The sequence below is a fragment of the Galbibacter sp. L-19 genome (genome assembly GCF_056857615.1).
The window spans coordinates 1-14044 of the sequence record NZ_JBSXNL010000060.1; the positions used below are offsets into that span (position 1 = coordinate 1).

Sequence of the window (14044 nt, forward strand, 5' to 3'; positions counted from 1 at the left end):
TGCTAAATCTTTTGAGGGATTCAAAAACAGAATATTATCTAAGATTACGGCTATGACGGTCATTCAATATATAAACATATTTGAATTCAACAGAAATATCAATAACCTAAAAATCAATATTGCCTAAATGCACAACGGGTATTAAATATAATTACTCACGAAGATTATTAACCTCAGATAAATACCTCAATATTGATAGACTTTTTTGTGTAAGAATACCTTACTTTCAAAAAGCAAAAAAGGGATTTTAAATCTCGCTTAGCGAGTAAATTCAATTTAAATCGACCAGATAAAATCTAAGTATTATATTTACCAAAATTTTGTAGATGGAGAAGAAAGTAACGCCTTATAAGGATTCTGAATTAGGAAAAAAACAACAGGTTACCCAAATGTTTGATACCATTTCTGGAAAGTATGATGGATTGAATAGAGTAATCTCTTTTGGTATTGATATAAAATGGAGAGAAAAAGTAGTGAGTTTAGTAAACAACACTAAGCCAAAAAATATTCTCGACATAGCCACAGGAACTGGAGATCTTGCCATAAATATGGCTTTAAAAACAGCTGCTGAAAAAATTACTGGATTAGATATTTCTCCTGGAATGCTTGAGGTAGGCAAACAAAAAATTGCCGACAAAAAGCTGTCTAACAAAATAGATATGGTAATTGGAGATAGCGAGTCTTTACCTTTTGACGATAATTCTTTTGATGCAATAACTGTTGCTTTTGGTGTAAGAAATTTTGAAGACCTTGAAAAAGGACTTTCAGAGATTTATAGGGTATTAAAAAAGGGAGGGATTTTTGTTGTATTAGAAACTTCAAACCCTACAAAACCACCTTACAAACAAGGATACAATATTTACACCAGAACCATTTTACCTACTATTGGAAGATTGTTTTCTAAAGACCGTTCTGCCTATGCATATTTATCGGAATCGGCCTCTGTTTTTCCTTTTGGAGAAAAGTTCAACAATATTTTACGCAAAATTGGGTTTATTAATGTAGATGATAAACCGCAAACCTTTGGAGTTGCAACCATTTATGAAGCTTATAAATAAGAGACCTTAACCTTGACTAACTTAACCTGTAAAATGAAAAACACCTTATTTTTTATAACAGTTTTACTGTGTTGCTACCAGCCAATCTTCGCTCAATTTAATGAAGACCCCATTCTTAATTTAGAAAACGAAGACAAAAAGCGACTCAATTGGGGGTATTTTTTAGGCTTTAATCAATACGACTTTAAGTTTGATTATAAAGAATATGATGAATCTCAATACAAAACAGACGTTTTAGTTGGTAAAAGCATCGGTTTTAACGTAGGACTTATAGGAGAATTAAGAATTAATGATTATTTCGATATCCGTTTAGAACCTGGTCTTTATTACACTCAAAGAGATTTGCTTTTTCCAGGGTTTGCAGATGAAAATGACGCCATCCGAGAAGTAAAATCTACTTATATACACGTACCTTTATTGATTAAAGCAAGTACTAAAAGATTAGGAAATTTTAAACCTTTTGTGGTTGGTGGAGTTTCTACTTCTTTAAATTTAAGCAGCAGTGAAGATAGCGCTGAAGACAATAGTACTGGGACTTTTAGAATGAAAAAGACTACGTATTATTATGAATTAGGTTTCGGTATCGATTTCTACTTACGTTATTTTAAATTCTCTCCTTCTATTCGTGGTGTTTTTGCTTTAACTGATGAATTAATTCAAGACAATCCGAGTACAAATGCTGTCGATCCAAATTGGACTTCAAACATAAACCATATGTACTCAAGGGGTGTTTTTATTAATTTTACTTTTGAATAGTTTAAAGTTTGTAAAGTAAAAAAGTTAATGAGTTAAAAGAAATCAAGAATTAAAGAATCAAGAACAAAGATTTTTTTCTTCTAACTTCGGACATCGGACTCCCGACTTCAGTCTTCTTTTTTATTTTCAAATTAAAACATTCACAAATTTAAAACTTACAGCTAACCGAATACTTATAACAGGTTTTTATTCTTAAACAATTCAATTTTTCAATCCTTAGATTGTTCAATCTTTTAATTTCTCAATCTTTCAATCACTAAAATCGTCGTTTAAACTCACTCAACAAAATAGCAGTAGCTGTAGCTACATTTAAACTTTCTGTAGCTTGAATGTCTCCAAAACGAGGAATACTAATTCTATTTTTAATCAGTAATAAAATAGCCTCAGAAATACCATTTGCCTCATTCCCCATTACGAGAACTGCATTTTGAGGCACTTCAGTTTTATATATATTAGCTCCCTCCATAGTGGCACAAAATACAGCACGAGTTTCCTTAGTAAGATATTTCTCTAAATCGGTGTAGACCACATTTACTCGGGTTAAAGACCCCATCGTTGCTTGAATAACTTTTGGATTGTAACAATCTACCGTGTTAGCACTGCATACCAACGCAGAGATCCCAAACCAATCGCACATTCTAATAATTGTCCCTAAATTACCAGGGTCGCGGACATCATCTAAAACAAGCGTTAAGCCATCTTCAATAATCTCAGTTGTCTTTTTGGTATAAAAAGTTGCTAAAGCAGGACTTGGAGTTCTTAATGCACTCATTTTTTTTAAGATTCCTTCAGAAACCAAAGTAACTTTTTCGGGAGCTATATTTACTATATTTTCTTCGGAAGCATAAATTTTATGAAGTTTAAAATCAGATTTCAACAATTCATTAATTACTTTTACGCCTTCAGCAATAAAAAGTCCTTCTTTATTTCTGTACTTTTTTTGATGTAAGCTCGTTATAAGTTTTATTTCGCTTTTGCTAACCATCCAAATAATGTATTTTTGACGTTAAATTAATAAATACCCGATTGAGACATTTTTTTGTAAAAATAACAGTATTATTCTTTGTAATACTATTTATAAGTTCTTGTAATGCCATAAAAAGGGTAAAAGATGGTCAATTATTACTTACCAAGAATAGTATTTCTGTAAATAATGAGAAGATTAAGAATGACGAAGTTCAAGGTTTAATCTCCCAAAGACCAAATAATTTAGGGCGATTAGCGCTTTATAATTTAGCACGAGAAAATGCCGACTCTTTTTATACAGCCAGACTTGATAGCAATTTAAACGACATCAATTTTTTCGAAAAAATTATCTCAAAAAAGCAATTAGTACAGGTAGCCGATTATAAAATAAATTTTAATAACTGGCTAAAAAAAACTGGAGAAGCACCCGTAATAGTAGATCCTCTAAAAACTGCTAAATCTGCCGAACGTCTTAATAAATATTACGAAACAAAAGGTTATTTTAATAACGATGTCCGTTTTGAAATAGATACCGCAGGTCAAAAAGAAAAAAGAGCAGAGGTAAATTACAACGTTACTACAGGTCCCACCTATTATTTAGATACTATTACTACTGCCATAGCTTCTAAAGATTTAGATTCTCTTTACAAAAGATACAAACGTTTCTCAAGAATTAGAACCGGACAAAGATTTGACCTTGATAATTTTCAAGCTGAAAAAGAACGTTTAACATCTATTTTTGCTAATAACGGTATCTATAAGTTTCAGCCAAATGCCATTAGTTTTGATATTGAAAGAGATACAACAACAGGCCAAGATTATAAAATGCCTGTTGAAGTTGATATTGATAATAAAACAGAAGGAGATTCTATAAATGGTTTTGAATATAAAATCCACCATATAAAGAAAGTTAATATATATGCCGATTACACTTTTGGCGACAATCAAGATTCTTTACAAACTATTGAAAATGATGGATACACCATCTATTTCAAAAACAAATTAAAATACCGCCCAAATGCACTAACCGATGTTATTGCAATACTCCCAGGAAATGTTTATAAAGAATCTGACCGCGCATTAACCTCCAAACAGATAAACAACTTAAAGGTTTTTAAATACCCAAATATTAATTACTCTTATGCAGATAGTACCGATAACAAACTAAATACAGACATCTACCTTGCGCCTAGACCTAGATTTTCTTTAGGTTTTAGCACCGATTTATTACATTCAAACATTCAAGATATTGGAATTTCTTTTAGTACTTCGCTCATTAGTAGAAATATTTTTAGAGGAGCCGAAACTTTAGACATTGCTTTAAGGGGAACTGTAGGTTCTTCATCAGATTTTAAAAATACAAGTAGTAGTTTTTTCAACTTAGCAGAATTTGGAGCCGACATAGGACTAAACTTTCCTCGTATATTTTTCCCTTTTAATACGGATGGTATCATTCCGAAATCTATGTCTCCTGAAACTAGATTTTCTCTTGGAACCACACTTCAAAAAAATATCGGTTTAGACAAACAAACCTTTAACGGAATTTTACGTTACAAGTGGAAACCTACTAATCAGCGTCAAAATATTGTTGAACTATTGAACATTCAATATGTAAAAAACCTAAATACAGATAGATATTATGATGTGTATGATAATAGTTATGGAGATCTAAATGATGTTGCAGATAATTACACACAAGTAGCCGACACTAGTTATTACAATTCCAACGGAAATTTAGTAATTCCAGATGGAACTTCTGGATTTACAAACGATGTGCTCGATGGATCAATTACTACTTCTCAAAGTGATTATAACGAAGTTTCTAGATTAGAAGACAGACGTGATAGACTTACCGCAAATAATTTAATTTTTTCTAGTAATTATACCTATTTCAAAAACAATCGAAGAAATGTAAATGACAATAATTTCTTTCAGTTTAGAGGAAAAATAGAATTTGCTGGAAACCTACTTTCTGCCCTCGCACCAATAGTAGATTTTGAACAAAATGAAGATGGTAAAAATTTAATTTTTGGAGTCCAATATTCACAATATGTAAAAACAGAATTAGATTATATTAAATACTGGCGTTTATCTAGAAGTAATGTTCTTGCTTTTAGAAGCTTTTTAGGAATTGCTATTCCATATGGAAATGCAGATAACATCCCTTTTATCCGAAGTTATTTTGCAGGAGGATCTAACGACAATAGAGCTTGGCAACCATATTCTTTAGGTCCAGGGCGCACAGATAACGTAAACGATTTTAATGAAGCAAACTTAAAAATAGCCTTTAATCTAGAATATCGATTTAATTTAATAGGCGATTTTAAAGGAGCTCTTTTTGCCGATGCAGGAAATATTTGGAACTTTTTAGATAACGTAGATGAAGAAGAAGCTGTTTTTGAAGATTTTAAATCTCTAAAAGAAATTGCATTAGGAACAGGATTTGGACTTCGGTATGATTTTAATTTCTTTGTTTTGCGTTTTGATATTGGATTTAAAACATACGATCCATCATATAATCAAGGTAAGAGATGGTTTACAGATTACAACTTTGGTAATGCAGTATATAATATTGGTATTAATTATCCTTTCTAAGAGCGCTAAATTTATTATTTTTGCAAACGCATTACATAAAACAACTAAATATAAATTTGAAACTAAAATTTTATGAGTCATAACATTAAACCAGGTGTAGCCACAGGAGATGAAGTACAAAAAATCTTTAACTATGCCAAAGAAAAAGGATTCGCACTTCCTGCAGTTAACGTAATAGGTAGTAGCACTATCAACGCTGTATTAGAAACAGCAGCAGATTTAAATGCTCCTGTTATTATTCAATTTTCAAATGGTGGCGCACAGTTTAATGCTGGAAAAGGACTTTCTAACGACGGTCAACAAGCTGCTGTTGCCGGAGCTGTTGCTGGAGCAAAACATGTACATGAACTAGCTGTAAAATATGGAGTTCCTGTAATTCTTCATACCGACCATTGTGCTAAAAAATTGTTGCCATGGGTTGATGGAATGCTAGATGCAAGTGAAAAACACTTTGCTGAAACTGGAAAACCTCTTTTTAGCTCACATATGATTGACCTTTCTGAAGAAGACATCAAAGACAACATCGAAACATGTTGTGGATATCTTCAAAGAATGGAGAAAATGGGAATGACATTAGAAATTGAACTAGGTATAACTGGTGGTGAAGAAGATGGTGTTGATAATACAGATGTAGACGATTCTAAATTATATACACAACCAGAAGAAGTAGCATTTGCTTATGAAGAACTATCAAAAGTATCTTCTAGATTTACTATTGCAGCTGCTTTTGGAAATGTACATGGAGTTTACAAACCAGGAAACGTAAAACTTACACCAAAAATCTTAAAAAATTCTCAAGAATACATTTCTAAAGAGTACAACGTACCAGCAAATACCATTGATTTTGTATTCCATGGAGGATCTGGATCTACTGTAGAAGAAATTAGAGAAGCAATAGGTTACGGAGTTATTAAAATGAATATTGACACCGACCTTCAATATGCATATTTAGAAGGAATTAGAGATTACATGGGTGCTAAAGCAGATTATTTAGCAGCTCAAATTGGTAATCCTGATGGTGATGATGCTCCAAATAAAAAGCATTACGACCCAAGAGTTTGGATTCGTGAAGGTGAAAAAACTTTCATTACCAGACTTAAAAAAGCTTTTGAAGATTTAAACAACGTTAATACGTTATAATAAACTGATTGCCTCCAGCGAATTTTTTTTTCTCTGGAGGCTTTCTTATATATCTCGGCATTTACGAGATACTGATAGGAAAAACTATTTAACTCATTCCGATGTAAAGTATCGAGAAATCAAACTCGATAAGGGATTAAATTATACTAAGAATATGGCTTGGTTCAAAAGAAAAGAAAAAGGTATACAAACCACTACCCAAGAAAAAAAAGATACCCCCAAAGGACTGTGGTATAAATCGCCAACAGGAAAAATTGTAGAAGCAGATGAGCTTGCTAAGAACTTCTACGTTAGTCCAGAAGACGATTACCATGTTCGGATTGGTAGTAAAGAGTATTTTTCAATTTTATTTGATGACAATAAGTTTAAAGAATTAGATCCTAATTTAGAATCTAAAGACCCTTTAAGTTTTGTTGACACCAAAAAATATTCAGATAGATTAAAACAAGCGCAAGAAAAAACAGCATTAAAAGATGCCGTTCGAACTGCGGTTGGAAAATCTAAAGGAAAAGAATTAGTAATTGCTTGTATGGATTTTGCCTTTATTGGTGGTTCTATGGGAAGTGTAGTAGGAGAAAAAATAGCACGAGCTATAGATTATGCTATCAAAAAGAAAGTTCCTTTTGTAATGATATCTAAATCTGGTGGTGCCCGTATGATGGAAGCTGCACTTTCGTTAATGCAGTTGGCAAAGACATCGGCTAAATTAGCGCAACTTTCAGACCTCGGTATTCCATATATTTCGCTTTGTACAGACCCAACTACAGGAGGTACAACAGCATCATACGCAATGCTTGGAGACATTAACATTGCAGAACCAGGCGCCTTAATTGGTTTTGCTGGACCACGAGTTGTTAAAGAAGCTACTGGAAAAGATTTACCAGAAAACTTTCAAACTTCAGAATTCTTATTAGAACATGGTTTTTTAGATTTTATTACACACCGTAGAGATCTAAAAAGTAAGATCAATCAATATATCGATCTTATTTTAAACCAACCGATGAGAGCGTAAAAACTTATTTATATCGCATAAAAAATCCGTAACATTTTAAATGCTACGGATTTTTATTTTTAGAAATTTCTATACTCCTATTTTTTTAATGTAATCTCTGTTGTATTTCCTTCAGGATCGCTATACATTGCTTTATCATCACAGGTGCCATCTCCAAAATCTACTTCGGCACTTGCTTCATCTTTAGAAAGTGTAAGTACTCCACTCACAATATAGTTACAAGACAGTTCTGCTCTTAGAGGCGTAGTAACTTCACTTGTATAAGTAACTCCATCTTTATTAATAACAGTGGTAGTTCCTGTAACTAAAAAAGCACTATTACCCCATTCGCCATCATCAAAACCTTCAATCCACTCTCTTGTTTTTTCAGAATTTACTTGCATAGTAGATTCATCTTCCCAAAGAAGTGTTATTTCTGAAGCCACCATAGTCTTTGGATTTTCATCATCCGCAAAAGTATGTTGATATGTTTTACTACCATTTACAGTAACACTATCTATAGTAAAACTTTCAAACTTAACTTCAGAATTACGCGTAAAAGAAGTAGAATCTGAAACATTGGATTTTGTCATGGTCAACATTCCCGCAATATTTCTCCCGTCTGGCATTTCACAACCTTGTCCAAAATCTAGTGTAATCATAAAATTATCACCACTAGCTTCCGTAGAAATAGTGTAACAATCTGGTAGCCATCCTTTAGAACTTATTGAAGTTTGTTTGTTAGAAGAACTTCCTAAATCGGAAACTACCATATAATCAACAATATCATCAACTTCATCAGAAACTTGTGTAGCTTCCATACTTGTTTTAACCTCTTGAACAGTTAGCGCTTCGGTTGGAGAACCATCTATTGATTCATTAGAATCATCATCATTACAAGAAACAATTAAGATAGTAGTAGGGATCAGCATCATTAATAAATTTCTTGAGATTAGTTTCATAATATAATATGTTTATAATTAATAAATTAGCTATATTTTAGCCGTTAAATAATCTACCATAAAAAACGTTAGATAATCAAATTTATTGTTATCTTTGCGCCCACTGATAGAAAATCTATCAAATACATAAGAATCATTTAAATAATATTGGCATGTATTTAGCTAAAGAAGTAAAAGCAGACATATTTAAACAATATGGTGGTGATGCTAAAAACACCGGATCTGCAGAAGGACAAATTGCTTTGTTCACACACAGAATTAATCATTTAACTGGACACTTAAAAAACAATCGTAAAGATTTCAATACAGAGCGTTCATTAGTTATGCTAGTAGGTAAAAGAAGAAGCTTACTAGATTATTTGAAGAAGAAAGATATTACAAGATATCGTGCTATCATCAAAGAATTAGGATTAAGAAAGTAAGATATAAGGGAGCAAATTTGCTCCCTTTTTTTATTTAAACGAATAAAAAAAAGACGAGGTAACTAGCGTAAATTATCTGAATTATAATTTCTTACAGATAATCGAACTATAATTATTACCTTTAGCATTTATAAGCAAATAGTATCTAAATAGATTCTATTTGGGTGAAAACCAAAAACAATCCCCTTTTAAGGGATAAAAAAGCTTAAAATTAATAGTTTTTCATTGGGTAACAACAACTACAACAACACAACTACTTCCGCAATAACTGTGGAAACCCTATGTTTAACTCCTACATATGTAGGTAAATTAAAAATTATATGATTCCTGAAGTAAAAAGAGAAATTATTGATTTAGGAGATGGTAGAACTATCTCTCTAGAAACGGGAAAATTAGCAAAACAAGCACACGGAAGTGTTGTAGTACAATCTGGAAAATGTATGTTATTATGTACAGTTGTTTCCAATTACAAACAATCGGATGTAGACTTTTTACCATTAACAGTAGATTACAGAGAAAAATTTGCTGCTGCTGGTCGTTATCCTGGTGGATTCTTCAAAAGAGAAGCAAGACCAAGTGACGGAGAAGTATTAACAATGCGTTTAGTAGACCGTGTATTACGTCCTTTGTTCCCAAAAGATTACCACGCTGAAACTCAGGTGATGGTACAATTAATGTCGCATGACGAAGATGTTATGCCAGATGCAATGGCAGGTTTAGCCGCTTCTGCCGCTATTCAATTGTCAGATTTACCATTCGAATGTCCAATTTCTGAAGTTAGAGTTGGCCGTGTAAATGGTGAGTTTGTTATCAACCCAACAAGAGCACAGTTATTAGAATCTGATATCGATATGATGATTGGAGCTTCTGCAGACTCTGTAATGATGGTTGAAGGTGAAATGGATGAGATTTCTGAAGAAGAAATGGCAGACGCAATTAAATTTGCACACGAAGCTATTAAAGTTCAATGTGAAGCTCAAGTAAAATTAGCGGAAGCATTTGGTAAAAAAGAAACTCGTGAATATGAGCCAGAAAGAGAAGATGAAGAATTGGCTAAAAAAATTCATGAATTAGCTTACGATAAAGTTTATGCAGTAGCAAAAGCAGGATCTTCTAAACATGAAAGAGGAGCAGCATTTGCTGAAATTAAAGAAGAAATTGTAGCATCTTATTCTGAAGAAGAGCAAGAAGAGTTTGGAGATTTAATTTCTAAATATTACAGCAAAGCAGAAAAAGCAGCTGTAAGAGACTTAACATTAAACGAAGGTTTACGTTTAGATGGACGTAAAACAGACGAGATAAGACCAATTTGGTGTGAAGTAGATTACTTACCATCAACACATGGTTCTGCAATCTTTACTCGTGGAGAAACACAAGCATTAGCAACTGTTACTTTAGGAACAAGTAGAGAAGCAAATCAAATAGATATGCCATCTTATGAAGGAGAAGAGCGTTTCTATTTACACTATAACTTCCCTCCTTTTTCAACTGGAGAAGCACGCCCTATTCGTGGAACTTCTCGTCGTGAAGTTGGTCATGGAAATTTAGCACAACGTGCTTTAAAAGGAATGGTTCCTGAAGATTGCCCTTACACAGTACGTGTAGTATCAGAAGTTTTAGAATCTAACGGTTCTTCTTCTATGGCTACCGTTTGTTCTGGAACAATGGCATTAATGGATGCTGGAGTGCAATTAATAAAACCTGTTTCTGGAATTGCTATGGGATTAATTTCTGATGCTGAATCTGGAAAATATGCTGTATTATCGGATATCCTAGGAGATGAAGATCATTTAGGAGATATGGACTTTAAAGTAACAGGTACTGCAGATGGTATTACTGCTTGCCAAATGGATATTAAAGTAAAAGGTTTAAGCTACGAGATTTTAGTAAAAGCATTGAAACAAGCTCGTAATGGACGTTTACATATTTTAGAGAAACTAACCGACACAATTGCAACTCCAAATGCAGATGTTAAAGGACATGCTCCGAAAATGGTAACTAGACGTATTCCTAATGAATTCATTGGAGCTTTAATTGGTCCAGGAGGAAAAGTAATCCAAGAACTTCAAAAAGAAACAGATACTACTATTGTTATCAATGAAGACCCAGTTACAGAAGAAGGTATCGTTGAAATTTTAGGCGTTGGAAGTGAAGGAATTGATGCCGTAAATGCAAAAATAGATTCTTTATTATTCAAGCCTACAAAAGGTGAAGTATACGAAGTAAAAGTAATTAAAATGTTAGATTTTGGTGCTGTAGTAGAATATACAGCAGCTCCAGGAAACGAAGTACTTTTACATATTTCCGAATTAGCTTGGGAACGTACAGACAATGTTACCGATGTTGTTAATTTAGGAGATGTTTTTGAAGTTAAATATTTTGGAGTAGATCCAAAAACAAGAAAAGAAAAAGTATCTAGAAAAGCCATTCTTCCAAAACCAGAAGGCTACGCAGAAAGACCACCTCGTGAAAGAGATGGAAACCGCGATAATAGATCTAAAGACAATAGAGGCGATAGAAAACCTCGAAGAGATTAAATATTTATTTAATTTTAAAGTGTGGTAAAAAAGTCCGGTATTAATAGTATACCGGACTTTTTTTTGTCAATTTTTAAAGAATTTACAATTAGAAAAGATTCTTATTAAAGAAAAAAATTACTCCAATTCGATAAAAATTCTATATTGCAATCAAATCAACCTAACCTAATAATGAAAAACGTTAACCTACTACTAATAATCTGTTTGATTATATTTTCATGTGATAAAGATCTTGAAGAAGAAATAGACACAATTCCACCCGTTCTTAGTTTTGAAATTGAAGGAGTAAAAAAAGCTGAAACTCCTAATGAGATTCCTATTGTAGGAAATAAAATGGAAATAAATATAAATGCTGATGACGAAAAAGGAATCAGTAAAGTCGAAGCTTATATTAATGATATAAAAGTTGCCGAAGATAAAACAGCTCCATTTAAATTAAGTATCGACTTAAATTCATTCAATTCCATTAAGAAAAGTACAGCCAACAAAGGGGAAGTCTTCTCTTTAAAAATAGTAGCCCAAGACAATAGTGGAAATACAGCTGTTTCTGAGCAAGAAATATATATTGACAATACTTTACCAACAATCTCTAAAGTATCTCTTGAAGAAGGCACTATTTTAAATGGAACAGAAAATACAATCTCTTTTATTGCTGAAGACGACCAAGATATTACAAATTTAGAAGCATTCCTTAATAACGAAACTGTAGAATTTGAAACGCTAGAAGACAATAACTATAGTCTTAACTTTGATTCTACTAAATTTGAAGATGGTGAAAAAACTTTAAAAATAATTGCTGAAGACGCAGCGGAGAATACCACAATTTATGAAGTCAAATTTATAACCGACAACACAGGGCCCGAAATAACTTTTGAAGATATAAAAGAAAAAGATATTGTCATTGAAAACACTGTCATAAAGCCTGCTTTAAAAGACGTATATTCAGAAATAGACAGTGTTCAAATAAAATTGAATGATAGTATCCTTCTAAACAGCGTTGCTTCAGAAATCTCATTTGAACTCAACCCAGATGATTATTCCACAGGAGAAAAACAGATTCGTATTACTGCAAAAGATAAACTAGGAAACACATCCGTTAGCACAACAAACTTTAAAATCCACAGAAAACTTATTACTATAAATATTCCTGAAGAAGCATTAAGCAGTACATTTTCGAGATTTTATATTTTTTCATCAAATCATGAAGGAAAAATTCTTGACATAAAAGAGGTCTTAAATAATACCAGATCTATTACATTAACTACAGAAAAGAATATAAACAAAGAAGAGTCTTTCATGCTTACTTTTGCTGCATTATCTTCTGGCTATATTGACTCAAGCTATTTAACAACTTTTCAAGATTTAACCATTAATAACCCATCCGAAGTAAATATAAAAACTCCTAAGAGAGAAATTCAAGAAGCGAGAAAGAGAATACAATCAACGGGAGTAAATTTTGAATCTACCTTAGGGTCAGTTATTAACGTAAATGCATACGGAAGTGATTATAACGGCCAATATTCAAACAACACGAACGAGATGTGGATAGAACTATATGAAAATACACAACAACCAGTATCCTCAAAAATTTATTTTTCATATAGAAACCATAATAACTATAATTATAAATATTTACTCCTAGATAGGGATAGTATTACTGATGATTTCAAATTAGATTATAACCAATTTAAAACAGAAGGTATAGAAAGAAGAACAATAAATGCAGCTGTTTCTAACACCTCTGGAGAACAAAATAGTATGACGCTAGTAATTAATGGATATCTTGATGAAAATGACTTTATAAATAATAAATTTAACATGTTATGGAATTTTGGCGGGAATTTCGATAACTACAATGGATTTAATTATGATTTTAATTCCAATTTTTATAAATACCGCTATGATCTGTCTATCGGAAATTACTTCACTAAAAGTGTGGGAGAACCAAAAGAATTCTACAACATCCCCGCATGGACGCTAGATTATACTTTCACCAATAATCAAATAAATATTAATAAAACTGGAGCAGGGCACGCTGTTGGAAACATTTATATCGAAAACAATAATCAATCTCAAGAAGTATATAAATGGAAAATAATTTTTAATAGTCAAAAAAATGAAAAAATCATTTTACCAGAATTACCAAACGAACTAAATACTTGGAATATTAATGATGATTTTCAAAATCAAAATTTAAACATTCAACAGGTAGACATAAGGAAATATCATTCTATAGAAAACTACGATGAATACCTTAATAAATCACTAAAAGAAAATTTAAACAATTCACAAACATCCGACCTCATTGAAGGAATATTTTCCAATCAACATAAAGCATTTTACGATGTGGAGGATTTCTTTTTATTTAAATACTACTAAAAAGTATTCTAAGTCAATCTATACCTAATTAATACCCACATTACCATGGCGTTCCCTTTCGGGCCGGGCTATCCGTTATATCTTTACAAGGAAGTTTCGGATCAAGTCAAAAAGTTGTGTGTAAATAGAAGTAAAATTCGATCTTTGTAAAAAAAAGACTTGCATTGGAATTATCATTAGACCTATTACGTTTTATCCTCCCTGAATTATTAGTCAGTCACTTTACCATAGCTTCCCA

Annotated in this window: 10 protein-coding genes and 1 pseudogene; 9 read left to right on the plus strand and 2 right to left on the minus strand. The window is 32.2% G+C overall.

All coding sequences use genetic code 11. From position 1 onward, the window contains the following. The 3 genes and pseudogenes from AC13CQ_RS11395 to porT all read left to right on the plus strand — a co-directional run. Positions 1-127, plus strand: a pseudogene (locus tag AC13CQ_RS11395) (IS982 family transposase); the annotation flags it as partial. 199 nt (positions 128-326) lie between these two features. Then, complete coding sequence (gene ubiE, locus AC13CQ_RS11400) at positions 327-1058, plus strand: bifunctional demethylmenaquinone methyltransferase/2-methoxy-6-polyprenyl-1,4-benzoquinol methylase UbiE (RefSeq protein ID WP_335588551.1); 732 nt, start codon at positions 327-329, stop codon at positions 1056-1058. A gap of 33 nt (positions 1059-1091) precedes the next feature. Then, complete coding sequence (porT, locus tag AC13CQ_RS11405) at positions 1092-1814, plus strand: type IX secretion/gliding motility protein PorT/SprT (RefSeq protein WP_008612151.1); 723 nt, start codon at positions 1092-1094, stop codon at positions 1812-1814. 256 nt (positions 1815-2070) lie between these two features. Here porT and AC13CQ_RS11410 read toward each other — a convergent pair whose 3' ends face one another. Next, the gene (locus AC13CQ_RS11410) at positions 2071-2799 is read right to left on the minus strand and encodes a TrmH family RNA methyltransferase (protein WP_337901620.1); all 729 of its coding nucleotides are present in this window, start codon (positions 2797-2799) and stop codon (positions 2071-2073) included. 41 nt (positions 2800-2840) lie between these two features. Between AC13CQ_RS11410 and tamL the strand changes: the two genes are divergently transcribed. From tamL to accD, 3 genes are all read left to right on the plus strand, one after another. Beyond that, a complete protein-coding gene (tamL, locus tag AC13CQ_RS11415) occupies positions 2841-5375 on the plus strand; it encodes a translocation and assembly module lipoprotein TamL (protein ID WP_008612148.1) in 2535 nt (844 codons plus the stop codon). 72 nt (positions 5376-5447) lie between these two features. Continuing rightward, entirely contained in the window at positions 5448-6515 is a 1068-nt protein-coding gene (gene fbaA, locus AC13CQ_RS11420) for a class II fructose-bisphosphate aldolase (RefSeq protein ID WP_008612144.1), read from the plus strand. A gap of 154 nt (positions 6516-6669) precedes the next feature. After that, the gene (gene accD, locus AC13CQ_RS11425; RefSeq protein WP_335588548.1) at positions 6670-7527 is read left to right on the plus strand and encodes an acetyl-CoA carboxylase, carboxyltransferase subunit beta; all 858 of its coding nucleotides are present in this window, start codon (positions 6670-6672) and stop codon (positions 7525-7527) included. A 77-nt stretch (positions 7528-7604) separates the two neighbouring features. Here the strand turns inward: accD and AC13CQ_RS11430 are convergent, their stop codons facing one another. Next, on the minus strand, positions 7605-8468 hold the full coding sequence (locus AC13CQ_RS11430) for a hypothetical protein (protein ID WP_474507387.1): 864 nt from the start codon (positions 8466-8468) through the stop codon (positions 7605-7607). Between the two features lie 152 nt (positions 8469-8620). On the opposite strand from AC13CQ_RS11430, the gene rpsO reads away from it, so the two are divergent. The 3 genes from rpsO (at position 8621) to AC13CQ_RS11445 (ending at position 13806) form a co-directional block, all read left to right on the plus strand. Beyond that, complete coding sequence (gene rpsO, locus AC13CQ_RS11435; RefSeq protein WP_008612139.1) at positions 8621-8890, plus strand: 30S ribosomal protein S15; 270 nt, start codon at positions 8621-8623, stop codon at positions 8888-8890. Between the two features lie 320 nt (positions 8891-9210). Beyond that, positions 9211-11427, plus strand: coding sequence for a polyribonucleotide nucleotidyltransferase (locus tag AC13CQ_RS11440; RefSeq protein ID WP_337901626.1), 2217 nt, complete (start codon positions 9211-9213; stop codon positions 11425-11427). Positions 11428-11598: 171 nt separating this feature from the next. Continuing rightward, positions 11599-13806: an Ig-like domain-containing protein gene (locus AC13CQ_RS11445; protein ID WP_474507811.1), complete on the plus strand. Its 2208-nt coding sequence runs from the start codon at positions 11599-11601 to the stop codon at positions 13804-13806. Positions 13807-14044: the final 238 nt, after the last annotated feature.